This window comes from Providencia rettgeri (assembly GCF_041075285.1).
Lineage (GTDB): Bacteria > Pseudomonadota > Gammaproteobacteria > Enterobacterales > Enterobacteriaceae > Providencia > Providencia rettgeri_G.
The window spans coordinates 3,534,139-3,559,570 of sequence record NZ_CP163512.1 but is presented as its reverse complement, the minus strand read 5'-3'; the positions used below and the strand labels follow the sequence as shown (position 1 = coordinate 3,559,570).

The following is a 25,432-nucleotide window of genomic DNA, read 5'->3' as shown; positions in this document are numbered from 1 at the left end:
GTGAAGGAGAAGTACTCATGGAGCATACGTGGCGTTGGTATGGACCGAATGACCCAGTTTCTTTAAGTGATGCAAGGCAAGCCGAGGCGACAGGGATCGTCTCTGCGCTCCATCATATCCCAAACGGTGCAGTTTGGAGTGTTGAGGAAATATTAAAGCGTAAGGCTATCATTGAGGAAGCAGGCTTAGTTTGGTCTGTTGTTGAAAGCATTCCTGTTCACGAAGATATTAAAACCCAGCAGGGTGATTTTGAAAAATATATTCAAAACTACCAGCAAAGTATTCGTAATTTAGCATCATGCGGCATTAAAACAATTTGCTACAACTTTATGCCTATTTTAGATTGGACCCGTACTGATCTTGGTTACACGCTTCCAGATGGCTCTAAAGCGTTGCGTTTTGATAACATTGCGTTTGCAGCGTTTGAAATTCATATTTTAAAACGTGAAAATGCAGCGTCGAGTTATTCAGAACAAGAAGTGAAAGAGGCCGCTGAATATTATGCAGCGATGTCATCAGACGATATCGATAATTTAATTAAAACGATCATTGCAGGGCTACCGGGGGCAGAAGAAGGGTATACATTAGATCAATTCCGTGACCGATTAGCATTGTATAATGATATTGATAAAAACCAATTACGCGAAAATTTACGTTATTTCTTGCAGAAAATCGTTCCTGTCTGTGAGGAAGAAAATGTTGTATTAGCCATTCATCCTGACGACCCACCACGTCCTATTTTAGGTCTGCCACGTATTGTTTCAACGATTGAAGACATGCAGTTTATTAAAGAAAGTTGTGACAGTATTCATAATGGTTTCACCATGTGTACTGGTTCATATGGTGTCCGTGCAGATAACGACCTTGTAAAAATGATTAATACATTTGGAGATCGTATTCACTTTACGCATTTGCGTTCAACAGTGAGAGAAGAAAACCCAAATACTTTCCATGAAGGTAACCATATCGCGGGTGATGTAGATATGTTTGAGGTTGTTAAAGCGATTTTAGCGATTGAACAAAAACGTCACATGGCGGGTTTACCACCAATTCCAATGCGACCAGACCATGGGCACCAAATATTGGATGACTTGAAAAAAGTTACAAATCCCGGTTACTCGGCAATAGGGCGTTTAAAAGGCTTAGCAGAAGTTAGAGGGTTAGAGTTAGCTCTTAAACGGATGTACTACCCTGAATTACTAAAAGTTTAATTTTTAAAATTAGAACGATCTTTTATTTGGTATTTCCATTATACCAAAGGAACAGTTATAGCTTCTAAAAAGGAAAACTGTTATTTCAAAATTACGCGACTAAATACAATTTAGTTGCGTAATTTATTGACTAATAATGCTTTTTATATTCCATTTTTCCACAATATATTCATGCGCTATTACTTGAATATGTTTGTTTATTTTAACTAAACATCGCCACTAAAAACACGGATTATTATAATAAGTTAATGCCACAATATTGGGCAAATTAGCTATTGCTAGCGCGAACTCTTTATTGTCGTAATCTCAGTGTTAACCTCTTTGATTGATGAGATATAAATTTTTATCCTAGTGATAACAAATTTTTTATATCAAATAAATGAATCATCATGCTGATTTACATTTACCTTGATCTACCATGGGTTATTGCGCTGGATAAATCAAGGCCTGGAGTAGCCTCAAGGCTACTTTTGTTTTATCCTGAACATTAGAGATAAAATATGATGAGCAAAGACGCTTCGGGAAAGTGGTTGACCATTTTTCGGGAATAGTCGTTATAAAAAATAGAAAAGAGAGAATGCAATGGGTATTCGTATCGTTCCTAAAGAAGAGTTAGGACAAGAAAGATTAAAAGAAAAAGGCATTGGTTTTATTCCGCCAGTTTTGTTCCCTAACTTAAAAAACTTATATCAACGTCGAGCAGAAAGATTGAAAGAACTTGGCATTGGTGAGCATCCTTTTGCAGATTATCTTAATTTTGCTGCTGAAGTCGCGACAGCACAACACAATGCACAGCATGATAATCCATTAGATATTGATATGGCTGCGGTTTTAGAACGTTCAATAAACACTAATCAACCTCCTTTAGATGCAAAAACGCTGCTTCGTACAACCCATTGGCACAAATTATTAAAATCAATTATTGCTGAGTTAATGCCAGTTGTGCCTGAATCTGTACGCCCTGCGCTTGAAAATCTGGATAAAGCATCTGAAAACGAATTAGAAACCATGGCGACTGCGTTATTAAACGAACAATTTGAAAAAGTCCCTGCGGATAAATCAATGTTTATTTGGGCGGCGCTTTCTGTTTATTGGGCGCAAATGGCGGCAAGTATTCCGGGTAAAGCTCGCGCAGAACACGGCGATCATCGCCACTTCTGCCCAGTATGTAATAGCATGCCAGTTTCCAGCATTGTCCAAATCGGGACTTCACAAGGTCTGCGTTATTTGCACTGTAACTTATGTGAAACCGAATGGCATATGGTGCGTGTGAAGTGCAGCAACTGTGAACAAACAGGCAAATTGAACTATTGGTCCCTTGATGATGAAAATGCGGCGGTTAAAGCCGAAAGCTGCGGTGATTGTGGTAGCTATCTTAAAATTCTTTACCAAGAAAAAGAAGCCAAAGTGGAAGCTGTTGCGGATGACTTAGCCTCAATTATTCTTGATGCACGCATGGAAGAAGAAGGTTTTGCCCGTAGCAGCATTAACCCGTTTCTTTTTCCCGGCGAAAAATAAGCAGTAAAAGAGAATCGTGACTATGGTGGAAGCAAACTTAGCGTTATATCGACAATTACCCGCAGTCGACAAACTATTACAGCTCGATGAAGTGCAAATATGCGTTGAGCAGTCGGGGTTGCATTGGGTTACCACGTGCTTACGTGAAATGCAGGAACAAGCGCGAAAGTGTATTTCACAGCAAGGTAAATTACCCGAATGGCACACAGATTGGCTAAAAGAGTTAGCACGACGCCACGATGAGTTAGGGAAAAGTGCATTAAAAAATGTGTTTAACCTAACAGGAACCGTGTTGCACACCAATCTTGGACGAGCAGTGATGTCCAAAACGGCGATTGACGCAGTTAGCCAAGTGATGAGTTCACCTGTCACATTAGAATATTCTCTGGATGGTGCAATGCGAGGACACCGTGACCGCGCGATTGCCGATCTCCTCTGCGAACTAACAGGAGCAGAGGATGCTTGTATTGTAAATAATAATGCCGCTGCGGTTTTATTGTTGCTTGCAACAGTGGCCAATGGGAAACAAGTGATTGTTTCTCGAGGTGAATTAGTTGAAATTGGCGGTGCTTTTCGCGTGCCTGATGTGATGTCTCAAGCGGGTTGCCAACTGGTTGAAGTGGGCACCACTAATCGCACTCACTTACGTGATTATGAAAATGCGATTAATGAACAGACTTCATTATTAATGAAGGTACACACCAGTAACTACAGCATCCAAGGTTTTACCGCTGAAGTTGAAGGTCATAAACTGGCGGAATTAGGCAGGAAATATCAATTGCCCACAGCCATTGATTTAGGCAGTGGTTCAATGATTGATATGACCGCGTATGGCTTGCCAGCAGAGCCTATGCCTCATACCTATTTAGCTCAAGGCATTGATTTAGTTTCTATTTCGGGTGATAAGCTTCTTGGTGGCCCACAAGCGGGGATCATACTTGGGAAGAAAAAATGGATCGACGCCATTCAAAAACACCCATTAAAACGTGCACTGCGGGTCGACAAAATGACGCTAGCGGCATTAGAAGCCACATTAAAACTCTATCTTACCCCTGAAAAACTGACCAATGACTTACCGACGTTACGTTGGTTAACCCGTGATCCTGAGACCATCCGTCGTAGTGCAAACAATGTGCTAGTGGCTTTACAAGCGTTTTATGGGGATAAGTTTATCGTTGAAATTGAAGCTTGCTTGTCACAAATTGGTAGCGGTTCATTACCCATTGACAGGTTGCCAAGTTTCGCCATTACCTTTGCGCCTTTGAATGGCAAAGGCGGCACATTAGAGCAGTTGGCATCTCATTGGCGCAAGCTACCTCAACCTGTAATTGGCCGGATGAAAGAGGGAAAATTGTGGCTTGATCTACGTTGCCTTGACGATGAACACGCATTATTACAGGTTTTACTCTCATGATTTTTGCAACTGCAGGCCATGTTGACCATGGTAAAACATCATTAATTCAAGCGATTACAGGTGTAAATACCGCTCATCTTCCTGAAGAGAAGAAACGCGGAATGACTATCGATTTGGGCTACGCTTATTGGCCACAACCTGATGGTAGTGCAGTCGGTTTTATTGATGTCCCAGGGCATGAAAAATTCTTAGCCAATATGTTGGCAGGAATTGGTGGAATCAACCATGCACTCCTTGTTGTTGCGTGTGATGATGGCGTGATGGCCCAAACACTTGAACACTTGTCTATTCTTAGGTTTGCAGGTTGCCAAAATATTACCGTTATTTTAACTAAGGCAGATCGAGTTAATCAGCAACGTATTGAGCAGGTAGCTGAAGAGGTTAAAACTGAGCTATCTCGACAAGGTTGGCCTGATGCAGCTTTATTTATCACCTCGACCCAAGATGGACGCGGTATTGATACATTACGCCAATACCTGCAACAGCGACATCAGCAAAGTGAAACACATGAAAACTTACAGCGTCGTTTTCGCTTAGCGATTGACCGTGTTTTCCATGTCAAAGGTGCAGGGATTGTGGTGACGGGAACGGCACTTGCGGGTCAAATTCAGGTTGGCGGTTCTTTGTGGGTGACAGGTGCAGATAAGCAAGTACGTGTTAGAGGGATCCATCGGCAGAACCAAGCCGCAGACTTTGCACAGGCAGGCGACCGTGTCGCACTAAACCTTTCTGGTGATATTGATAAAGAAGATATCACCCGTGGTGATTGGTTATTAGCAGAGCAACCTGCATTTATTGCCAATCGTGTGATTGTTGAACTGGCGTGTGATCCACTGATTAAGCATTGGCAACCTGTTCATTTATACCATGGAGCAAGTCATATCACTGGGCGAGTTTCTTTGTTGGTTGAACAAGGAGAAACCCCCTTTCTTGCTGAGTTAATCTTAGATACTCCATTATGGTTAGCAGATAATGATCGGTTGATTATTCGTGATATTAGCGCTCGCCAAACTTTAGGGGGAGCGAGAGTTATTCGTTTAACCTCTCCGCGTCGAGGAAAGCGCCTTCCCGAATTTTTAGATTGGTTAGCCTTATTGTCTAAAGAAGACGATGAACTCACACATTTCAAGTTACAACTCCCTCAAGGGGAATTAAATCTACAAGATTATGCTTGGGCAAGGCAATTAACCCGTGAAGCACTCGAAAATGTGTTAGTGCAAACAGATGCAGAACGTGTTGGAACTAGCGTTCTCTCTGCTTTTAAAGCACAAGTGGCGAAAGACCGTTTAGTGCAAACTCTTGAAAAGTTCAATGAAACACATAGCGACCAAATTGGTGTTGGAAAAGCGCGTTTAAAACGCATGGCACTGCCTTCAATGAGTGATACGTTAGTTTTTAAACTGATTAATGATTTGATTGAAGATGGCGTTATCAAACAAACCCGCGGTTGGTTGCATATGCCGCAGCATGGGCTTATTTTTGATGCCCAACAGGAAGTGATCTGGCAACAAATTTCCCCTTTATTGACACGTAATGAAGCTTGGTGGGTACGTGATTTAGCGGCTGAGACGGGTCATGAAGAAGATACCATGCGGCGTTTGCTCAAAAAAGCGGCTCAAATGGGGTTGATTACGGCGATTGTCCGTGATCGTTATTATAGTCATGAACAAATTACCCATTTTGCCTCACTGATCCATCGTCACTGCTTGGAAAATGAAGTTATTTTTGCTGCCGATTTTCGTAATAAATTAGGCATTGGCCGAAAGCTTGCGATACAAATACTTGAATTTTTTGATAAAAGCGGTTTTACTCGCCGTAAAGGCGATGGACACTATTTACGAGATAAAGGCATTTTCGTTGAATAAATTGAATGTTTTGGTGCGCTATAATGGTTCCTCATAGCAACCTATCATATTAAACTTGTGGTAAAACTGATGAAGAAAAAGTTATTTGCAGGCTTTTATCTGGCATTGATCTTTATTGGCTCTCTTTTCTTAGTATTTGAGAAAGGTAGCGTGATTTATCCTGTGCTAATATCGGTCAGTGTATATGCCGTTTTATTCGGTATTTTAATGGTATTAACTGCGCGCTGGTTATTCTCTGTAGCGATTACTAGCACTTTATTTATTATCATAAAATTCCTAAATCAGTTAAAAGTCCATTACTATAAAGAACAGCTTTTCTTCTCTGATATTAATATCATGACAGATACCTCCAATATGGGGACTTTAAGCCATTATTGGTTGGCTGCTGTGGCATTAGCTGGGTTATTAATTTTATTAGTAATTAATGGCGTTATTAGTTGGCGTTTAATTAAGGCGAGTAAATCGAAACTCCCACGTATCTTAGGTTTGTTGCTTGTTATTATTGGTTATTTTGGTGCTGACTTTGCCAGCGCCCATTATTATGATCGATGGTCTCAAACATTACCAAAAGGGCGAGGAACGGTCACTAATATTATTATGTCCGCTAAAAACTCCAGTTATAAATCCCCCGAGTTTGCAGGTTCCGCTGATTATTTTATTGAAAAAGCAGCGACAGTATCATTAGAAAATAATGTATCATCAGAAAAACCTGATATCGTTCTATTACTGCAAGAATCCACAGTTGACCCGCATATTTATGATTTACCCGAAGGTACAAAACTCCCTAATTTATTTATGTTCCAGCAAGATGCAGGAGTGGTTGCCCATAGTCAAATGCGAGTCCAAACCTTTGGTGGCGGTACTTGGTTATCCGAGTTCTCCGCCTTAACCGGGTTAAATAGTGATGATTTCGGCGCACAAAAAAGTGGCGTGTTTTACTTTATTGTCGACAACCTGAAAAACAGCCTATTTAAAGAGATGAAAGCCAATGGTTATTATACTGTTGTGCTTACCCCATTTAATAAAGGGGCTTACCATTCAGGTCATGCATATGAAACATTAGGGGTGGATAGAATTATTCAACCACAGGAGCTAGGTTACCCTGGTAAATTACAAGATAATTTATGGACTATCAGTACGGATGACATGCTGAAATATGTCAAAGAAATCTTAGCGAAAGAAACAGATAAGCCAGTTTTTATTTTCTCACTAACCATGTATGAGCACGGCCCTTATAAAGAAACGCATAGTGATGATTTTGGCATAAAAGAGAAAATTAAACATAAAGATGCCGCTGGCGAATTTAGCCACTATATGGAAAAAATTATGGCATCCGATGGTGCAATACGCGATTTCGCCGAGTTTATTGATAAGCGTGATCGCCCCCTCATGTTCTTGTATTTTGGTGACCATCAACCGGGCATTAGTTTAAATCAGTATGATTCGCCATTTTCATCCCCTGCTTATTTAACACAATTTACGCTGCGGGATAATTTAAAATCGGGCACGGCGATCAAAACAGGTGCATTAACAGATATTTCATTTTTAGGTGGAATTTTACTAGAAAGAGCCAACTTAAAGGTTTCTCCATTCTATGAAGCAAATATCAAAATGCGCCATTTATGTGATGGCAAATTAAATGATTGCGAAGACCAGAAGCTTTTAGACAGTTATCGGAATTATGTTTACCGTACACTAGAAGCCGCAGATAAAAACGACGCGCAATAAATTGTGACTATTGGCCGCAGGTTTTAATAATCCGGCGGCCTTTTCTATTTAACCTTTTGAAATATTAATGTTTTCTTAAGGTTTTCTACTTTTTTACGCATTATTGTTTTAACCATAAAACCATTCTCTGTTTTTTTTGTCTTAAATTAAGTTAATTTTTTTGTGTATTTGGTGCTCTTTTGAGCTTTGTGAATGGTTTAACGCTAGAAGACAATAAATATGAAATACTTGGTCACGGGAAGTGCAGGTTTTATTGGTTTTAGGCTATGTCAGCGCTTATTGGAAAATGGGCATGAAGTCGTTGGGATTGATAACCTAAATGCCTATTACGATCAGGGGCTTAAACAATCTCGCTTACATTTATTAGAACAGCACCCTTTATTTCGCTTTATTCATCTCGATTTAACGGATCGTGAAACAGTTAGGGTATTGTGTACTCAAGAGCAGTTCGATAGGGTTATTCACCTTGCCGCGCAAGCGGGCGTGCGTTACTCGTTAGAAAACCCATTTGCCTATGCAGACAGTAACCTAACAGGCCATCTCTCGATTTTGGAAGGCTGCCGTCAGGCTAAAGTGAAGCATTTGGTGTATGCCTCCTCCAGTTCTGTGTACGGTGTGACTGACAAGACACCGTTTACTACCGATATGCCAACGGATCACCCGATTTCGCTGTATGCAGCCACAAAGAAAGCCAATGAATTAATGTCCCATTCCTATTCGCACCTCTACCAGTTGCCGACAACTGGCCTGCGCTTCTTTACGGTGTATGGACCATGGGGGCGTCCTGACATGGCGTTATTTAAATTTACCAAAGCGATTTTAGCGGGTGAACCTATCGATGTTTATAATAACGGCAATCTCAGCCGTGATTTCACTTTTGTTGACGATATTGTGGAAGGTGTGATCCGAATTTCCGATATAATCCCTCAAGCAGACCCTAACAATCATTCGGCATCGCCCGCACAAAGCAGTGCCCCGTATCGCATCTATAATATTGGTAATGGGCAACCCGTGAAACTGATTGAGTTTATTTCTGCATTAGAAAAAGCCCTTGGTAAAGAAGCGATTAAAAACTTTTTACCGATGCAGGCTGGGGATGTATACACCACTTGGGCAGATACTGAAGACCTGTTTAAGGTAACAGGTTATCGCCCACAGGTTTCTATTGAACAGGGTGTTCAGGCGTTTGTTGATTGGTATCGTTCTTATTACCATCAATAATATCAATAACCTGTAATATCCGTAGTAGGATTTGAGAGGCAAGTTTGAAAATAGCAATCGCAGGGACTGGCTACGTCGGTCTATCTAACGCCATGTTACTGTCACAACACCACGAAGTGGTGGCAGTGGATATCATTCCTGAAAAAGTGGCGATGTTAAACAACCATCAATCACCGATTGTCGACGCGGAAATTGAACAGTTTTTAACGGAAAAAACACTCAACTTCCGTGCCACTGAAAATAAAGTTGAAGCCTATACGGGGGCGCAGTACGTGATTGTCGCCACCCCGACGGATTACGACCCAAAAACCAACTATTTCAATACCCAATCAGTGGAATCCGTCATTCATGATGTGAATGAAATCAATCCAGCAGCCACGATTATCGTCAAATCCACCATTCCTGTGGGTTTTACTGCCCGTTTACGTGAAGAGTTTGGCTACAGCAACGTCATCTTCTCTCCAGAGTTCTTACGTGAAGGGCGCGCATTGTGGGATAACCTGCACCCGTCTCGTATTGTGGTGGGAGAGCGTTCTGAGCGCGCTCAAATTTTTGCTGACTTACTGCTGGAAGGGGCGATCAAGAAGGATGTGCCTGTGCTATTTACGGATGGCACGGAGGCGGAAGCTATCAAGTTATTTGCTAACACCTACTTAGCGATGCGTGTTGCGTACTTTAATGAGCTGGATACCTATGCAGAAAGCCGCGGTTTAAATGCTCGCCAAATCATTGAAGGCGTCTCTTTAGACCCACGTATTGGTAACCACTATAATAACCCATCGTTCGGTTATGGCGGTTATTGTTTACCGAAAGATACTAAGCAGTTGCTCGCCAACTACGATGACGTACCGAATAACCTGATTAACGCCATCGTCGAATCCAACCGCACCCGTAAGGACTTTATTTCTGATGCGATTATTGCTAAAGCGCCACGTAAAGTGGGGGTTTATCGGTTAGTGATGAAAGCAGGCTCGGACAACTTCCGTGCTTCGGCGGTACAGGGGATCATGAAGCGCATCAAGGCTAAAGGCATTGAAGTAGTGGTATATGAGCCGGTGATGAAGGAAACCGAGTTTTTCCGTTCAAAAGTGGTCAATGACTTGGCGGAATTTAAAGCTCAATGCGACATTATTTTGGCCAACCGCATGGTGCCTGAAATCGAAGATGTGGCCGATAAAGTCTATACCCGTGACTTATTTGGTAATGATTAAGCAATGATGGTAAGAATAGGTTGGCAACTTGCCAGCCTATTTTTTGCCATATCTTTCCTTAACTACCTCTCATTCTGTGCGATACCCCGCAATATCTCTATCTTTAAACCGCTTTTTGCAAGAATCGTTAAGAAATGTCTTTGTTCATTTGCTAGCATCCGCCGATTGATTAAAAAACGGGTGTTGTTGTCATGCAAAAAATTATAAAAAAGCAAAGAGACGACTTCACGACTTACCAAAGAGCGGGGGAGATTGATTTTTGGCAAGTCGTGAATGACTATATCGATGGGAAGATTGTTGGCAAAGATTTAGGTAGTGGCAATGCGGAGCGAAGTGTTGCGCGCATTCAACTTGATGGTCGAAGCTATATTATCAAATGTGAAAAAGAGCGAGATAAGCGCATTGAAAAGCGGGTGATGCGTATGTTATCCGGTCCGTTTTATTCTCGCCTATTTATGCGGTTAATTTCAGCACAAAATCAGGGCTGCAATGTCACCAATGATATCTATTTTGTCGCGGAAAAAATGCAATGCCGAGAATCGGTTGAAACGTGGATTATTGCGGAATATGTTGAGGGAACGGTGTTATCTCAATTTGATGATTTAACGCCTTATTATCCTGCAATAAAATCAGTGATTAAGCAGCTCCATCATTATGATTTATCCTCTAATGATATTCATGCGGGTAATTTTGTTCTAACAGATGATGGGCTGAAAGTCATTGATTTGTCTGATTATGGCAACTTAACAATATGTAAAGCCAATGATTTAATTGCGTTAAAACGTTTTTATGGTATTGAACCGGACAAAAAAAATTGGGCTTATCGGTTTATTCGCTTTAGGGATAAATTCCGCCATTGGTCAAGAAAACTCAGAGGTAAGAAAACTCGGTTATAATGTAACTGAGTTTTCTTTTTTGCAAACTTACTGATTTAATTGATAAAGTGCATCCAAAAATTCTGGAATAAAACTGCCCGTGCCACGACAGTGCTGTGTTGCGGTTTTTCCCGCTTGTTTCATAAGAGCGCAAGCGGTCGCAACATGTTGTAGTCTATCCCCGGAAAGCGCGCAGCTAGCGGCAACCACGGCAGAGAGTGCGCACCCTGTACCAACCACACGCGTCATCAAAATATCGCCACCTTCGATAGCCATTGTGCGTGCACCATCAGTGATATAATCGATTTCACCACTGATGGCGATTATCGTGTCGACTTGTTTGGCCAGTGACTGTGCGGCGGGAAGGGCGTCGTCTGTGGAATTTTGTGAATCCACTCCCCGACCACCAAGGCTAGCGCCTGCTAATGCCATGATCTCTGATGCATTACCACGAATAGCCGCAGGTTTAAGTGCCAGTAATTCATGGCAAAAACGAGTACGAAAAGTTAAAGCGCCAACGGCAACAGGGTCAAGAACCCAAGGAGTGCCTGCACTATTTGCACTGTGTACCGCACGTTGCATGGCGTGCTGCCTATCCGCTGTAAGGGTACCTACATTAATTAATAAGCTGTTCGCCATTGCAGCAAACTGCTCAGCTTCTTCAGGCTCTATTACCATGGCAGGGGAACAGCCGAGCGCTAATAGCACATTCGCTGTAAAGGTTTGGACCACATCATTAGTCATGCAATGCACTAGTGGGGATTGGCGATGAATTTGCTGTAATATCTGTGATTTTATCGTGTCGTTGATGTGTTCAAATTCAGTCATGATCCCCTCATTTAGCGTGATAGAGCATAAAATAGTGAATTTATTCTACACGCTATCCCTGTTAATGAAAGGATAGGTTAATCCGAGAGGTATTTTTCCATCACCATCCCTCCAGCACCTTGTGCGACAATTTCATAAGAATCATTAGCAGCATAAATACGGGTTTGAATATGAGGAAATGCAGACAATTAGGACTCTTTCATCATCTCAAAGAAATGATTTTTGGGTGTTAAGGTTCCACCGCAAACCACCACATTAGCTTGAGTCGTTAAAATAGCATTTGCGATAGCTATCCCACTTTGTCAACAACCTTAAAGCCATGAATTTGGCTTTTTCTTTTTGGCGCAACTCAACGCTAAACATAGTTACGCTTGCCGCGTAAAATATGCTCTGTCAGTGTTTCTTCCGCTTGACTGAACGCTTTTTTCTGCAACTGTTCGACAAGTAGCTGATGTTGACGTGTAGACTCACAATAATATTCATTGCGATAAATAGGGTCTGGCTGAAAATAAACACGCTGGCGAATATTATCTGCTAAATCTAAAAAGACAGTGTTATCGAGTAACTCTAAAAAAAATCGATGAAAGCGTTCATCTTCTTTCACCCAACCTTGGTAATTATTTTCAGCAAGCAGGTCTTTTTGCTTTTCAATAATGGCGTTTAAATAAGCAAAGTGTTCCTCTGTCAAATAATCGCGGACAAGCTTAATGGCATGAGACTCAATGGCTAAGCGTAAATCATAATTATCCCGGGTTTCTTTTAAAGAAAGTTTTTGGATAAACACCCCTTTACGAGGAATAATTTTAACTAAACCTTCGTTTTGCAACTGATACAGTGCTTCACGAATTGGTGTGCGGCTCATACCAAGCTCTTCAACTAAACTGTTCTCGGAGGTGTAGCTTTCTTCGCCAAACTGCTTACTGAGAATTTTGTGCTTAATTGCCGTATAGGCTTGTTGGCTGAGTGGTTTATCTTTCATGAGGATCTTGTGTTAAAAGTAGAAATTTCAGTGAGTATAGAAAGGAATAGACTGGTATACAAGCAATGCACTAGTTTTATATTATTTAGGGGGCGGTTAAATTTTGATGAGTAATTGAGCTTGATGTGTTGAATAAACCAGCGTCCTTGCCAGTTTTTTAGACTAATACAGCTCAGGGCGTCGGTTTTGCATGCAAGGTAATTTTTCTCGCGTTTCTGCGGTATGCTGCGTTGATATTTCAGCAAAAAAGAGTGTTTCATCGTAGCCAGCAGAGGCAATGGTTACGCCAAGCGCATCACAAACAAGGCTACGGCCTATAAAAATATTACCAGTTTGGTCACATGCGCAGACAGGGATTGTATTCTCCAAAGCGCGTGCTTTGACTAAAGTTTGGTAGTGTTCCTCTTTAAGGGGCCCACTTACCCATGCAGTGGGTACCAGTATAAGATCCGCGCCTGCTAAGGTCAGTTTTCGAGCAACTTCTGGGAAACGTAGTTCATAACAAACTAAAACGCCAATCTTGCCAAATTCAGTTTCCACAGGTTTTAACGCATTATTACTTTGAATAATGTTGAGGGATTCCTGATATGAGAAGGCATCGTACAGATGAGTTTTTTGGTAGTGATAAATAAGCTCACCTTGGCGGTTCAACATAATTGTCGTGTTGAATGCTCTTTTCGGCTCATTCGGGGCACTTTCATAGATTCCACAAATCACATAAATGCCATATTGTTGAGCGGTTTTTGCCAACTGCGTGACAAAAGGGCCATCAACAGGCTCTGCAACCTCCGCATAGCTAATACCGCTATCAGCGGGAACAAATGCCATAAACATCTCAGGTAATAGTAGTAAATCCGCACCGCCTTGAGCAGCTTTTTGGATAGCCTCACACGCTTTTTTCAAATTCTGTTCTTTGTTGGGGCTGCTGGCTAATTGTGCAATGGCAACTTTCATATTCCCTCCTTATTCGAAAAATTTTGCAGCGCCCGAAATAGCCGCTAAGGTTTCACCTGCATCGATACGCTTTTTCACATCAATTTCAGCATGTTGAGCATTAAGTGCTCGTTGGCGGTATTCTTGTAATGTCACTTCATCTGCCACTAAAATGCCATCCCCATCCGCAATAATTAAATTCCCTGGGTGGATAGTGACGCCATCCACACTGATTGGTACGTTGATTGCCCCTTCGATACCTAAGATCCGAGTCGTTAGCGGGCTGACTTTACGAGCAAAGACAGGAACCCCTATCTCCCGTAACGCTTTAATATCAGTGACACAACCATCGATAACTGCACCTGCAATTTTTTTTGCTCGAGCCATGTAGGACACCATCTCACCCCAACAGGCGCGATCATAGTCTCCAGACATATCAATGCAAACCACATCGCCTTCTTGAACGATATCAAAAACTTTATGTACCGCAGAAGAGTCCATATGCGGAATACGTACCGTCACTGCCGGACCAATAAATTGCGCCTTTTCAATTTGTGGGCGCAGTGTTTTGATAAAACCAAAATCAGTCATATGGCCAATTGTTGATGGACAAACATCACGGCAGCTTTCGATGACTTCTTGGCTAAAACAGGTAACACGAGGATTTAATGTAAACATAAGGCACCTTTAATCGTTATATTGTTCAGAATATGAGTAAAACTAATCTTGGCTTACAGCAGCCGCTAAAGGCTTATCAGGTTGAATGAAAAACCAGCAAATAATCGCTAAGCTAATAGGTATCACATTGAAAAGTAAGGCGACTGTCCATCCAAAGTATTGAGCCAGCCAACCGCATAAAATAGGGGAGATAACACCGCCAAGGTTACCCCAGAGATTCATCCACCCGCTTACGGAGCCTGCGTATTGACGACCTTTATCCGCCGCGATCGCCCATGATGTAACAACGGGCAGGCCTAAAGAACCCAGCGCAAGGGTGAGCCAAACAACACTTGCAACGGCGCTTTCTGTTTGAGCTGCACCACAAATACCAACAATAAACAGGATGAAACCGGTGATAGCGATATAACCTCTCGCCACTAATTGGGAGTAACCCTTGTTGAGTAACCAGTCAGATATGGATCCTGCGGTAAGTACGGCAATACAGATGGCTAACCAAGGGAAACTTGCAGCGACTCCCATCTGTGTTAATGAAAAACCACGGGCTTCTTGAAGGTAAGTCGGGAGCCAAATCATGAATAACGTGGTCATATAAACGACAAAAAAGTATTGAAAACCAACGGCCCAAAACGGACCTTCTTTCATAAACTTACGCCATGGTGCTTTGACATCCTCACCGCCATGTTCACTGATTGTTCGACCGCTTTGTATAAATGCGATTTCGCTTTGTGAGATCTTAGGATGCTGTTCTGGCTTGTTACGAGCACAGAAGTACCAGATCAAGCCAATTAAGATGCCAATAACACCAAAGATATAGAAAACAGCGTGCCAACCGAAAGAAATCATAATGAAAACAGTCAGGGTCGGTGCGATGACTGGACCAAAATAGGAGCCCGCTAATAAGAAACTTGCAGCTCTGGCTTTTTCATTTTGGCGAAACCACCAAGTATTAAAAACCGCATTTGAGGGGTACAAGGGAGCTTCACCAACGCCAAAGAGAAAACGAACGATACATAACCAGAGATAAGTAGGCGCAACAACAGTTAGAATGGTAAACGCGGACCAAATATATAAGCTAATAGTGGCGATTAATCGGCTACCAAATCGCTCCGCCAATATCCCACTGGGAATTTGCGCTAATGCATAGCCGAGAGAAAATAACGCGCCTAAAAAACCAAATTGGACTTTACTCATACCTAAATCGGTCATCATATGTTCAGCCACAATGGAAATATTGGCGCGATCCATATAAGCAATTAAACCGATGATAAAAAATATGGCGGCTAATCCCCAACGTAAACGCCCTGGTGAGTCTTTCGCGGTAGGTGCTATCACAGAGTCTTTGTATGACATAGTCTTACCTTTTTATTGGTCTGTAGAGGTCATTAATTTTGTTGTATTTATATTGAATTCATCTTGTATACAAGATGTATGTTAATAACCCGTTATTGGCCTGTCAAAGATCTGTTTTGCTATCTGTGATTGAAATCAAAACAATTGGTGAATTTATGAGCGAGCTCATATTTTTAAATAATGAATCAATTATCAGGTAATTAATGATGTTAATCAAATGGTTATGCGGATTTCTGAAAAAGAGGGGCACTACTTTTTCATTGGAAATGATAGACATTAAGTGAGGTTAAATATTCATCCACTCTGTGTTATCAGGCGAAATTCAATATATTGATCTTCTGGCTTTTCCAACTTGCCGATAACAAATTATGTTTATCATTATTGTGAATAGTTATTTGATTTTTACTATAACTAAATGCTAACGAGAAACACTTTCACATCATATTTTCGCAGGTTGTATCACGCTATTTCCCAATTTCCAGATAAACGCCCACCACTAAAGTAGTATTGATATTAATCAATAAGGCTTAACAACCCTATTCCTATCATGACGGTGAATCCAAATCATCTTTTTTGAGAATGCTATGTCTAGAAAAATAACAAATGGAAATTTGCAAGAAACTGGTGCGTTTTCAGTTAGTCGCCGTCATTTCGTGCAAACGAGTGCGGCACTCATCAGCTTGCCTTTTATTTCAAGCAATGTAAAAGCACAAACGACTCAGATCCCCATTACAAATGTGTTAGATGACGGTACAGACGTGGTGGCCACATGCAGTACTTTTGACTGTGGTGGAAAATGTGATATTCGCGCACACGTCAAAGATGGCGTAGTGACTCGTATCACAACCCGCCCAGATAATGAACTGGATGAAACTATGCCTATCATGCGAGCCTGTGTTCGTGGTAGAGGCTACCGCAAGTTTATTTACGATGCGAACCGCTTGAAATACCCAATGAAGCGAATTGGTCAGCGTGGTGAAGGTAAGTTTGAGCGTATTTCATGGGATGAAGCAACCACCATCATCGCTGAAAATATCACCCGTTTAACCGAAAAATATGGTGCAGCCAGCCGTTTTCTTACGGTAAATACCGCCGTCACTGGGGGCATTTTCTCTGGTGATACCATGATGAAGAAATTATTTAATCTCACAGGCGGGTATTTGCCTTATTACCATTCTGTCAGCTTAGGTAATACGGTAAAAGCAACTCCCTACACTTATGGTACCTCACGTTCAGGAAGTTCTTTAGATACACTAGAAAATACCCCCTTAGTTATTTTGTGGGGCCATAATCCAAACGAAACCGTTTTTGGCCATACCAATCACTATTTTCAAAAAATGAAGAATAATGGCACCAAGTTTATTGTTGTCGATCCTCGCTATTCAGATACAGCACAATCTTTAGCCGATCAGTGGATACCATTATTACCAACGACAGATAACGCGCTTCTAGATGCCATGATGTATGTGATTGTCAGTGAAAACTTACATGATAAGCCATTCATTGATAAGTATGTTATTGGTTTTGATGAGGAGAACATGCCTGAAGGTGTTCCAGCAAATGAATCTTTAGTCGCCTATCTAATGGGCAAAAAAGATGGCATTCATAAAACACCTGAATGGGCGGAAAAAATAACTAAGGTTCCCGCAAATACAATCCGTCAGCTTGCCCGTGAATATGCGATGACAAAACCAGCTGCACTGATCCAAGGCTGGGGACCACAGCGCCATATCTGTGGTGAGCGTAGTGCTCGTGGTTCAACCTTATTAGCGGCAATTACAGGCAATGTTGGCAAGCGCGGCGCATGGGCGGCAGGTTATGGTGGGATTGGTAACCGCCAATCGATGCATGGCCCTGATATTGGTGAAAATCCGATTAAAGCCAAAATCTCTATTATGAACTGGATGCAAGCTGTTGAAGATGCTAGCAAAGTGCGACCAGAAGATGGTTTATTGGGCGCTGATAAACTTGATACCAATATTAAAATGATCTTCTCTCTCGCGGGCAACTATTTGGTTAATCAGAATCCAGATGTGAATGCGGCTGCAAAATTATTAGCCGATGAATCAAAAGTTGAGTTTATTGTTTCGAGTGATCTCTACCTTTCACCTTCAGCAAAATATGCCGACCTTGTATTACCCGAAACCAGTTTTATGGAACGCTGGAATATTGGCGATACATGGGGTACCGGAAGCTATTTTATTTTATCTGAAAAAGTCATTGAGCCTGATTTTGAGCGTCGCTCCGATTATGAATGGATCACCGACGTTGCCGAAAAAATGGGTGTCAAAGAAGCGTTTACCGAAAATCGTACCGAGAAACAATGGATTGAACATCTTGTTAATGTTAATAAAGCGAGATTCCCTGATAGACCGGATTTTCCAACCTTTGATGAATTAGTCAAATCACGCCGCTATCTTTTTAAAGATATCGGTTTTGTTGCGTTTGAGAAAAATATTCAAGATATTGATAATAACCCCTTTCCTACACCTTCAGGTAAGATTGAACTATTTTCTAAACGTCTCTATGACATGGACAATCCTGATATTCCTGCTCTTTCTCATTATGTCCCTGCTATTGAAGGACCAGAAGACCCATTAACTGAGAAATATTCCCTACAAATGTTGACATGGAAAGGCAAAAATCGCGCTAACTCCACGCAATACTCCAACCCACTGCTACAGGAAGTACAACGACAAGAGTTGTGGATCAACCCTATCGATGCGCAACAAAGAGATATCAAAACCGGTGATATGGTGCGAATTTTCAACGACCGCGGAATTACACAAATCCCTGCTCTCGTGACTCAGCGCATTATTCCTGGCGTTGTTGGCATGCAAGCTGGAGCCTGGTGGAACCCAGATAAAGACGGCATCGACCACGGTGGTTGCCCTAACGTTTTAACATCAACGCGTATGACTCCCCTTGCTCACGGTAATTCGCATTTAACGGTTTTAGTTGAGGTCGCAAAAGTATGAGTGATTTTAGAGAATATGCCTCTGTCAGTGACGAACAATTGGGGTTTTTTATTGATTCATCACGTTGTTCTGGTTGCAAGGCCTGCCAAGTCGCCTGTAAAGATAAAAATGATCTTGAGGTAGGTCGCCGTTTTCGCCGTATTTATGAAGTGCAAGGTGGCGGTTTTGCACCTAATGGTCAAGGTGGTTACGTGAATAATGTCTTTTCATATACGTTAACCATCTCTTGTAATCACTGCGATGACCCGATTTGCGTTAAAAACTGCCCGACGACAGCGATGCATAAACGTGATGGTGATGGCATTGTGCGCGTTGATACCAGCAAATGTGTTGGCTGTGGATATTGTTCATGGTCTTGCCCCTACGGCGCACCACAGCTTAATGAGCAAACAGGACAAATGTCTAAGTGCGATTTTTGTGTTGATCTGCTCGCTAAGGGGCAAAATCCAATTTGTGTCGATACTTGCCCACTGAATGCCATCAAATTTGGCCCAATAAAAATGCTAAGAGAAAAATATGGTCACTTGAGCCAAGTTCAAGGCCTTCCAGATGCAGATATTACACAGCCCAATTTAGTGATCAAGCCTCACTCTGGTGCTATCGATAAAGGAGAAAACGCATTATGAGCGAATGGCCACTTGTTGCATTCACCCTATTAGTACAAAGCTCTGTGGGTGTAGTGATATTTAGCGCACTGTATTTTTGCTGGATTGAAAAAGAAGTGGGGACTCAACAATCCACTACCATCATGAAGCCAGTTTTAATCCTTGCAGCTATTCTCGGATGTTTGGGGCTATTAGCTTCAACGTTACATATGGGGTATCCATGGAATGCATTTCATGCCCTTCGCCATATTTCATCGTCTTGGTTAAGCCGTGAAGTTGTATTTGCTGCTGTGTATCTTGGCGCATTGTGTTTATACACTTTAGTTGTTTTGATCAAAGGGAGAATGAACAACACTATTCTTGCATTGATTGGTTTACTGGGGCTTATCGATATTTATTGTATGGCGTCTTTATATTTTAATACCTCGATGGTGACGTGGATGCATGTCAATACATACTTTATGTTCTTTGGTTCAGTTTTCGCGACTGGCGGAGCCATTGCCCTAGGATTGACGACTAAAAGAAGCCGTACTTTGATTAGTGTAGAATTAACGAATAAGTTAGTTGTCAGTGCATTATTAGTGATATTTCTTGCTTTCGTCATTCGAATGACTGTGCAACCATTTTATTTAGAGTGGTTATCGAACATTGTGATTAATTCAAATGCCATTACATTTCCGCAATCTCCTGAAATAGCCTATACAGGCACTTTTCTCCTTCGTTTGTCTGCGTGGAGCTGGGGAATTATTGGTATTTTACTCTTGGGATATCAGGCATGGAAAAATCGGTCGGTGACGTTTATTGCAAGTACTCAAATAATTACCCTTGCTTGCATTATTATATTCATTAGTGAAATTCTTAATCGCTTTGCATTTTTTATTGTTAAATAATAAAACCCCCCTTGTGAAGAGCAAGGGGGGTGTCAGCTATCAAAGATTAACAGCCCATAAAGATGTTATTCAATATTCTGGATCTGTTCTCTCATTTGCTCGATTAAGACTTTAAGCTCAACTGCGGAATTCGTCACTTCACTATTAATCGATTTTGAGGCCAGCGTATTCGATTCACGGTTAAACTCTTGCATCATAAAGTCAAGGCGGCGACCATTAGCGTCTTTTTTCTTTAAGATATTACGAGTTTCTTTAACATGGGATTCTAATCTGTCCAATTCTTCTGCAACATCAATACGTTGAGCAAGCAAAATAAGCTCTTGTTCTAAGCGGTTATTATCCACTTGAATTTCAGCTTCTTCGAGCTTGCTTTGCAGGCGTTCACGTTGCCATTGCAGAATTTCTGGCATATGTTTACGGACTTTTGCTACCTCAACTAAAACAGCATCAAGGCGTTGCTCAATTAACGCATGCAATGAAGCCCCTTCGGCTTCACGGCTTTGGATAAAGGCGTCGATGGTTTCATCTAAGCCGACCATTAATTGCTCGCTGATGGCATCCAAATCCTGCTCGCCAGCGGACATAACTCCCGGCCAACGTAAAATTTCTAATGGGTTAATTTCACCTTCATGACTGTAATTTTTAACCCAATTTGCGGCACTAATTAATTGACGGGCTAATTGCTCATTGAGAATGAGTTCACTACGGTTAGCACCGTCTAATTCAAAACGCAGATTACACTCCACTTTTCCGCGTGTTAAACGAGAACGAAGACGCTCGCGAATAACCGGTTCAAGGCTTCTGAATTGCTCAGGTAAACGGATATACGTTTCTAAATAACGTTGGTTTACGGAACGCAGCTCCCAGGCCGCATTCCCCCATTCACCCTTGATATCACGGCGGGCAAAAGCGGTCATACTACGGATCATAATTCGTTCCTATTATCGATAAGATAATGGGATTATAGCGCTATGAGAGATGACAGGATAGGCATTATCGTTTTAAGGACGTATAATGCGTCCCAATTTGAGTTGATAACGGAGATAACACCATGCGCCCAGCAGATAGAAAAGCGGACCAAATGCGTCCAATTACCATCACGCGCAATTATACAAAGCACGCAGAAGGCTCTGTTCTTATTGAGTTTGGCGACACTAAGGTGTTATGTAATGCAACGGTAGAAGAGGGGGTACCTCGCTTTTTAAAAGGTCAAGGCCAAGGCTGGGTAACCGCAGAGTATGGCATGCTACCCCGTGCAACAAATTCCCGCAATCAGCGTGAAGCCGCTCGTGGTAAACAAACGGGTCGTACAATGGAAATTCAACGTTTAATTGCGCGTTCATTACGTGCAGCCGTTGATCTAAAAAAATTAGGCGAGTTCACCATTACTTTAGACTGTGATGTTATCCAAGCGGATGGTGGTACACGCACCGCTGCTATCTCAGGGGCTTGTGTGGCACTGGTGGATGCACTGAATCATATGGTGGCTGAGGGGAAAATTGCGAAAAGCCCTCTCAAGTCGATGGTTGCTGCGGTTTCTGTCGGGATCGTTAATCAAGAAGCACTTTGCGACCTTGAATATGTTGAAGATTCTGCGGCGGAAACGGACATGAACGTCGTTATGATGGATGATGGTCGTATGATTGAAGTACAAGGTACAGCGGAAGGTGAACCGTTTAGCCATGAGGAATTACTTGCCTTGTTAGCATTAGCCAAAACGGGGCTAAATACCATTTTTGAAGCTCAGCGAGAAGCGCTGAAATAAGTTAATTTTTGAATAGGCGGCTGAAAAGTCGCCTTTTTTATACCTGCTGATTGACCTATAAATTCATCAGCACAAAGACGTTAGACATACAAAACAGTCATCAATGAGGAGAATGACCAATGAAAGCCTATCAGCGCGATTTTATTGAACTTGCCATGAAAAAACAGGTACTGAAATTTGGTGAGTTTACGCTGAAATCAGGTCGCAAAAGCCCATACTTTTTTAATGCGGGGTTATTTAATACCGGACGTGATTTGGCACTTGTCGGTCGTTTTTATGCGCAAGCACTGCAAGAGAGTGCGATAGCGTGTGATGTGATTTTTGGACCTGCCTATAAAGGTATTCCAATTGCCACCACAATGGCAGTCGCACTGGCAGAGCATCATGATATCGATATGCCATACTGCTTTAATCGTAAAGAAGCCAAAGATCACGGTGAAGGGGGAATGTTAGTGGGGAGCCCTCTACAAGGTCGTGTGCTTGTGGTTGATGATGTGATAACAGCGGGGACAGCAATCCGTGAATCGATGGAAATCATAAAGCAACAGAAAGCAACATTGAATGGTGTTTTACTGTGCTTAGATAGACAAGAGAAAGGGAAAGGTGAAATCTCAGCGGTACAAGAGGTTGAGCGTGACTATGGCTGTAAAGTGCATTCAATTATTACCATGAATGATTTGATTACGTATCTTTCTGAACAAGAAGGTATGGAAGTGCATTTAGCGGCGATGAAAGCGTATCGTGAGCAATACGGTATTTAAAAAAATCCCCTCGCCCAAAAAAACGGGCGGGGTGAGTAGTACTAATAATTGGTTATTGTAACTGAGCTAAAATTAAAGGCCAGCGCGCTTCAAACTCGACGGTTGGTCGGTAACGAAATTCGGAACGCACGAAGCGCGATAACATGCCTTCGCAAAAAGCGAGCAGCTGAGAAGCAAGTAGCGATTCATCATGAACAAAACCATGACCATCACGTATTTTCTTCTCTTTTAACACTTGGCGCAATTGGGATTCAATACGCTCAAACAACTGGTTAATACGGTCTTGCAGCCTGTCTTGTTCAAACATAAGCGCATGACCGGTCATTATACGCGTTAAGCCAGGATTTTTCTCTGAAAACCCTAATATTAACGCTAACATCAATTTAATTCTGATGATGGTATCTTTTTCGTCGTTTAAAATCAGATTGATGCGTGAAACCAACGAGTCCTCAATAAACCCGATAAGGCTATCAAACATTTTCATTTTACTGGGAAAATGCCGATATAACGCTGCTTCTGAAACACCAACGGTGGCTGCAAGTTTTGCAGTCGTAATGCGTTGGCTACCATCACTACTTTCTAACATTAACGCAAGAGCCTGTAAGATCTCGTCACGTCTGTTACGTTTTTGTGTTGTCGTTTTTTCTGCCATGTCTAATAAGACCCCTGCTAAAACAGCAAAACAAACTATCCAAAATTTCGCTCTGAGTAAAGAGACTTACAGAGCAAAATAGGTTTAAAAATATAGAGAGTATAAGTAAATTTTGAGCAATTTTTCTGTTTGGTAATATGCGACTGATTGTTTTAATTGATAAATATAGAACCTAAAACAGGTTCTATATAGCATATTAAATATCAATATATTTTATTTATTGGCGACCCGAATGGCCAAATCCACCTTCACCACGTTCGGTTGCATCAAAATCATCAACGAGATTAAATTCAGCTTGAACAACAGGAACAAAAACCATTTGTGCCATACGTTCACCAGGCTCCACAGTGAAGGTTTTATCACCACGGTTCCAAACAGAAACCATCAGTTGGCCTTGATAATCTGAATCAATAAGGCCGACAAGGTTTCCGAGTACAACGCCGTGTTTATGACCTAACCCTGAGCGAGGCAGAATAACGGCCGCAAGGCTTTCATCCGCGATATGGATCGCCAAACCTGTTGGGATTAATTCTGTTTGACCTGGTGCCAAATCAATAGGTGCATCAAGGCAAGCGCGTAAGTCTAAGCCTGCTGAGCCTGTTGTTGCATAAGTAGGTAAAGGAAACTCATTACCGATACGGCTATCAAGGATTTTTAGGTCAATTTTTTTCATAACGTTGAAGTATCTCGTCAAGTAAATAGTGGCTTAATTCGATTTTACTACTATGTGGCAAGCGTGTATCGCCTTTGGCATCAAACAAGTGTAATGCGTTGTTGTCGCTATTAAACCCATTATCAGCAAGGGAAACATCATTAGCACAAATTAAATCTAATTGTTTTTGTTGTCGTTTTTGTCGTGCGTATTCTTCCACATTTTGTGTTTCCGCTGCAAATCCGACCACATAAGGGCGATTTTCTGTAAGCGCGCCAACACTTGCCACAATATCTGGGTTTTTGACAAGTGTGATCGTAAACTCATCCCCTTGTTTTTTTATTTTATTTTCAGCGACAACCTTGGCTCGATAGTCGGCAACAGCCGCGCAGCCAATAAAAATATCTTGCTCAGTGACAGATTGGTGCACTTTTTCATACATATCTAAGCCACTTACCACGTTAATCCGATTAACGCCTATGGGTGTCTCTAGGTTCACAGGCCCTGCAACTAGCGTCACTATGGCTCCTCGTTGACTTGCCGCTTGGGCGATAGCGAACCCCATTTTTCCGGAACTGTGATTGCTGATAAACCGAACAGGATCCAAGTCTTCGCGAGTAGGGCCTGCGGTGATCATCAGTTTTATGCCTTGTAAATCTAGCTTAGGATTGAAATATTCACCAGCCAGACGAACAATGTCGAGTGGATCAATCATGCGACCTGGACCAATATCACCACAGGCTTGGCTCCCATCTGCGGGTCCCCAAATCATATATTGGCGTTGTTTCAATCTGATTAAATTATCTTGTGTTGCATAAGCACGATACATTTGTTGGTTCATTGCTGGCACAACCGCGATCGGTGCAGCACTGGCAAGGCAAATTGTGGTGAGTAAATCATTCGCCATACCCGCATTAAGCCGAGCAATTAAGTCCGCTGTTGCTGGGGCTAAAATAATGAGATCTGCCCATTTAGCTAATTCAATATGACCCATTGCCGCTTCAGCGGCAGGATCTAATAAGTCGTCAGCAACCGGGTGACCAGAGACGGCTTGTAAAGTCAGAGGGGTAATAAAGGCCTTTGCGCCTTGAGTCATCACGACACGCACAATTGCACCTTGATCACGTAAGCGACGCGTCAGTTCTGGGATTTTATAGGCGGCGATCCCCCCGCTGATACCAATAACTATCTGTTTACCCAATAGTGATAGTTGATTCATTATTTTTATCCGCTTTGCTCAACATGAACGGCATATTACCACATTGCGCGTTTAGGTGGCGCGCTCGATTTCGCATCAACTTATTATTTTTGCGAA

At 41.9% G+C, this 25,432-nt stretch carries 22 protein-coding genes; 13 read left to right on the top strand and 9 right to left on the bottom strand.

Annotated elements, in window-relative coordinates:
- Nucleotides 1-17: 17 nt before the first annotated feature.
- The 8 genes from uxuA to AB6N04_RS16350 all read left to right on the top strand — a co-directional run bounded on the left by uxuA (nt 18) and on the right by AB6N04_RS16350 (nt 11,064).
- Entirely contained in the window at nt 18-1,211 is a 1,194-nt protein-coding gene (gene uxuA, locus AB6N04_RS16385) for a mannonate dehydratase (protein ID WP_369309290.1), read from the top strand.
- Nucleotides 1,212-1,793: 582 nt separating this feature from the next.
- The gene (gene fdhE, locus AB6N04_RS16380) at nt 1,794-2,729 is read left to right on the top strand and encodes a formate dehydrogenase accessory protein FdhE (protein ID WP_369309289.1); all 936 of its coding nucleotides are present in this window, start codon (nt 1,794-1,796) and stop codon (nt 2,727-2,729) included.
- Nucleotides 2,730-2,751: 22 nt separating this feature from the next.
- Nucleotides 2,752-4,143: an L-seryl-tRNA(Sec) selenium transferase gene (selA, locus tag AB6N04_RS16375; RefSeq protein ID WP_369309288.1), complete on the top strand. Its 1,392-nt coding sequence runs from the start codon at nt 2,752-2,754 to the stop codon at nt 4,141-4,143.
- Nucleotides 4,140-6,008 (top strand): selenocysteine-specific translation elongation factor, encoded by a 1,869-nt coding sequence (gene selB, locus AB6N04_RS16370; RefSeq protein ID WP_369309287.1) that lies wholly within the window; start codon nt 4,140-4,142, stop codon nt 6,006-6,008. Before selA ends, selB begins: the two co-directional genes overlap by 4 nt.
- A 69-nt stretch (nt 6,009-6,077) precedes the next feature.
- A complete protein-coding gene (locus tag AB6N04_RS16365; RefSeq protein ID WP_369309286.1) occupies nt 6,078-7,736 on the top strand; it encodes an LTA synthase family protein in 1,659 nt (552 codons plus the stop codon).
- Between the two features lie 219 nt (nt 7,737-7,955).
- Entirely contained in the window at nt 7,956-8,957 is a 1,002-nt protein-coding gene (locus AB6N04_RS16360; RefSeq protein WP_369309285.1) for an NAD-dependent epimerase, read from the top strand.
- Between the two features lie 44 nt (nt 8,958-9,001).
- On the top strand, nt 9,002-10,168 hold the full coding sequence (locus AB6N04_RS16355; RefSeq protein ID WP_369309284.1) for a nucleotide sugar dehydrogenase: 1,167 nt from the start codon (nt 9,002-9,004) through the stop codon (nt 10,166-10,168).
- A gap of 191 nt (nt 10,169-10,359) precedes the next feature.
- Nucleotides 10,360-11,064, top strand: coding sequence for a lipopolysaccharide core heptose(II) kinase RfaY (locus AB6N04_RS16350; RefSeq protein WP_369309283.1), 705 nt, complete (start codon nt 10,360-10,362; stop codon nt 11,062-11,064).
- A 27-nt stretch (nt 11,065-11,091) separates the two neighbouring features.
- On the opposite strand, the gene thiM is transcribed toward AB6N04_RS16350, so the two are convergent.
- The 5 genes from thiM to AB6N04_RS16325 form a co-directional block, all read right to left on the bottom strand.
- Nucleotides 11,092-11,871 carry a hydroxyethylthiazole kinase gene (gene thiM / locus AB6N04_RS16345; protein ID WP_369309282.1) on the bottom strand — a complete coding sequence of 260 codons (780 nt, stop codon included), beginning with the start codon at nt 11,869-11,871 and terminating at the stop codon, nt 11,092-11,094.
- 355 nt (nt 11,872-12,226) lie between these two features.
- On the bottom strand, nt 12,227-12,850 hold the full coding sequence (locus AB6N04_RS16340) for a GntR family transcriptional regulator (RefSeq protein WP_369309281.1): 624 nt from the start codon (nt 12,848-12,850) through the stop codon (nt 12,227-12,229).
- A gap of 162 nt (nt 12,851-13,012) precedes the next feature.
- A complete protein-coding gene (locus tag AB6N04_RS16335; protein ID WP_369309280.1) occupies nt 13,013-13,804 on the bottom strand; it encodes a carbon-nitrogen hydrolase family protein in 792 nt (263 codons plus the stop codon).
- Between the two features lie 9 nt (nt 13,805-13,813).
- Nucleotides 13,814-14,461, bottom strand: a complete 648-nt coding sequence (locus AB6N04_RS16330) for an RraA family protein (protein WP_369309279.1) — start codon at nt 14,459-14,461, stop codon at nt 13,814-13,816.
- A gap of 42 nt (nt 14,462-14,503) precedes the next feature.
- On the bottom strand, nt 14,504-15,814 hold the full coding sequence (locus tag AB6N04_RS16325; protein WP_369309278.1) for an MFS transporter: 1,311 nt from the start codon (nt 15,812-15,814) through the stop codon (nt 14,504-14,506).
- Nucleotides 15,815-16,398: 584 nt separating this feature from the next.
- Here AB6N04_RS16325 and AB6N04_RS16320 point away from each other — a divergent pair.
- Genes AB6N04_RS16320 through AB6N04_RS16310 form a run of 3 tightly spaced genes read left to right on the top strand, consistent with a single transcriptional unit; the run spans nt 16,399 to nt 20,287 of the window.
- On the top strand, nt 16,399-18,792 hold the full coding sequence (locus AB6N04_RS16320) for a DMSO/selenate family reductase complex A subunit (RefSeq protein ID WP_369309277.1): 2,394 nt from the start codon (nt 16,399-16,401) through the stop codon (nt 18,790-18,792).
- A complete protein-coding gene (locus tag AB6N04_RS16315; protein ID WP_369309276.1) occupies nt 18,789-19,418 on the top strand; it encodes a DMSO/selenate family reductase complex B subunit in 630 nt (209 codons plus the stop codon). The genes AB6N04_RS16320 and AB6N04_RS16315 overlap by 4 nt, the downstream gene beginning before the upstream one ends.
- A complete protein-coding gene (locus tag AB6N04_RS16310) occupies nt 19,415-20,287 on the top strand; it encodes a dimethyl sulfoxide reductase anchor subunit family protein (protein ID WP_369309275.1) in 873 nt (290 codons plus the stop codon). Before AB6N04_RS16315 ends, AB6N04_RS16310 begins: the two co-directional genes overlap by 4 nt.
- A 65-nt stretch (nt 20,288-20,352) precedes the next feature.
- Here AB6N04_RS16310 and AB6N04_RS16305 read toward each other — a convergent pair whose 3' ends face one another.
- Complete coding sequence (locus AB6N04_RS16305; protein ID WP_369309274.1) at nt 20,353-21,216, bottom strand: YicC/YloC family endoribonuclease; 864 nt, start codon at nt 21,214-21,216, stop codon at nt 20,353-20,355.
- A 122-nt stretch (nt 21,217-21,338) separates the two neighbouring features.
- On the opposite strand from AB6N04_RS16305, the gene rph reads away from it, so the two are divergent.
- Both rph and pyrE read left to right on the top strand, forming a co-directional pair.
- On the top strand, nt 21,339-22,052 hold the full coding sequence (gene rph / locus AB6N04_RS16300; protein WP_369309273.1) for a ribonuclease PH: 714 nt from the start codon (nt 21,339-21,341) through the stop codon (nt 22,050-22,052).
- Nucleotides 22,053-22,171: 119 nt separating this feature from the next.
- Nucleotides 22,172-22,813 (top strand): orotate phosphoribosyltransferase, encoded by a 642-nt coding sequence (gene pyrE, locus AB6N04_RS16295; protein WP_369309272.1) that lies wholly within the window; start codon nt 22,172-22,174, stop codon nt 22,811-22,813.
- A 52-nt stretch (nt 22,814-22,865) separates the two neighbouring features.
- Here pyrE and slmA read toward each other — a convergent pair whose 3' ends face one another.
- The 3 genes from slmA to coaBC all read right to left on the bottom strand — a co-directional run bounded on the left by slmA (nt 22,866) and on the right by coaBC (nt 25,336).
- On the bottom strand, nt 22,866-23,465 hold the full coding sequence (slmA, locus tag AB6N04_RS16290) for a nucleoid occlusion factor SlmA (protein WP_369309271.1): 600 nt from the start codon (nt 23,463-23,465) through the stop codon (nt 22,866-22,868).
- A 217-nt stretch (nt 23,466-23,682) separates the two neighbouring features.
- Nucleotides 23,683-24,138, bottom strand: a complete 456-nt coding sequence (gene dut / locus AB6N04_RS16285) for a dUTP diphosphatase (protein ID WP_369309270.1) — start codon at nt 24,136-24,138, stop codon at nt 23,683-23,685.
- A complete protein-coding gene (gene coaBC, locus AB6N04_RS16280) occupies nt 24,125-25,336 on the bottom strand; it encodes a bifunctional phosphopantothenoylcysteine decarboxylase/phosphopantothenate--cysteine ligase CoaBC (RefSeq protein WP_369309269.1) in 1,212 nt (403 codons plus the stop codon). Before coaBC ends, dut begins: the two co-directional genes overlap by 14 nt.
- Nucleotides 25,337-25,432 lie beyond the last annotated feature (96 nt).

Excerpts from the sequence above, each read along its gene's own strand:
- uxuA (WP_369309290.1), top strand. The coding sequence starts at position 18 with ATGGAGCATACGTGGCGTTGGTATGGACCGAATGACCCAGTTTCTTTA.
- fdhE (WP_369309289.1), top strand. The coding sequence starts at position 1,794 with ATGGGTATTCGTATCGTTCCTAAAGAAGAGTTAGGACAAGAAAGATTA.
- selA (WP_369309288.1), top strand. The coding sequence starts at position 2,752 with ATGGTGGAAGCAAACTTAGCGTTATATCGACAATTACCCGCAGTCGAC.
- selB (WP_369309287.1), top strand. The coding sequence starts at position 4,140 with ATGATTTTTGCAACTGCAGGCCATGTTGACCATGGTAAAACATCATTA.
- AB6N04_RS16365 (WP_369309286.1), top strand. The coding sequence starts at position 6,078 with ATGAAGAAAAAGTTATTTGCAGGCTTTTATCTGGCATTGATCTTTATT.
- AB6N04_RS16360 (WP_369309285.1), top strand. The coding sequence starts at position 7,956 with ATGAAATACTTGGTCACGGGAAGTGCAGGTTTTATTGGTTTTAGGCTA.
- AB6N04_RS16350 (WP_369309283.1), top strand. The coding sequence starts at position 10,360 with ATGCAAAAAATTATAAAAAAGCAAAGAGACGACTTCACGACTTACCAA.
- thiM (WP_369309282.1), bottom strand. The coding sequence starts at position 11,871 with ATGACTGAATTTGAACACATCAACGACACGATAAAATCACAGATATTA.
- AB6N04_RS16340 (WP_369309281.1), bottom strand. The coding sequence starts at position 12,850 with ATGAAAGATAAACCACTCAGCCAACAAGCCTATACGGCAATTAAGCAC.
- AB6N04_RS16335 (WP_369309280.1), bottom strand. The coding sequence starts at position 13,804 with ATGAAAGTTGCCATTGCACAATTAGCCAGCAGCCCCAACAAAGAACAG.
- AB6N04_RS16330 (WP_369309279.1), bottom strand. The coding sequence starts at position 14,461 with ATGTTTACATTAAATCCTCGTGTTACCTGTTTTAGCCAAGAAGTCATC.
- AB6N04_RS16325 (WP_369309278.1), bottom strand. The coding sequence starts at position 15,814 with ATGTCATACAAAGACTCTGTGATAGCACCTACCGCGAAAGACTCACCA.
- AB6N04_RS16320 (WP_369309277.1), top strand. The coding sequence starts at position 16,399 with ATGTCTAGAAAAATAACAAATGGAAATTTGCAAGAAACTGGTGCGTTT.
- AB6N04_RS16315 (WP_369309276.1), top strand. The coding sequence starts at position 18,789 with ATGAGTGATTTTAGAGAATATGCCTCTGTCAGTGACGAACAATTGGGG.
- AB6N04_RS16310 (WP_369309275.1), top strand. The coding sequence starts at position 19,415 with ATGAGCGAATGGCCACTTGTTGCATTCACCCTATTAGTACAAAGCTCT.
- AB6N04_RS16305 (WP_369309274.1), bottom strand. The coding sequence starts at position 21,216 with ATGATCCGTAGTATGACCGCTTTTGCCCGCCGTGATATCAAGGGTGAA.
- rph (WP_369309273.1), top strand. The coding sequence starts at position 21,339 with ATGCGCCCAGCAGATAGAAAAGCGGACCAAATGCGTCCAATTACCATC.
- pyrE (WP_369309272.1), top strand. The coding sequence starts at position 22,172 with ATGAAAGCCTATCAGCGCGATTTTATTGAACTTGCCATGAAAAAACAG.
- slmA (WP_369309271.1), bottom strand. The coding sequence starts at position 23,465 with ATGGCAGAAAAAACGACAACACAAAAACGTAACAGACGTGACGAGATC.
- dut (WP_369309270.1), bottom strand. The coding sequence starts at position 24,138 with ATGAAAAAAATTGACCTAAAAATCCTTGATAGCCGTATCGGTAATGAG.
- coaBC (WP_369309269.1), bottom strand. The coding sequence starts at position 25,336 with ATGAATCAACTATCACTATTGGGTAAACAGATAGTTATTGGTATCAGC.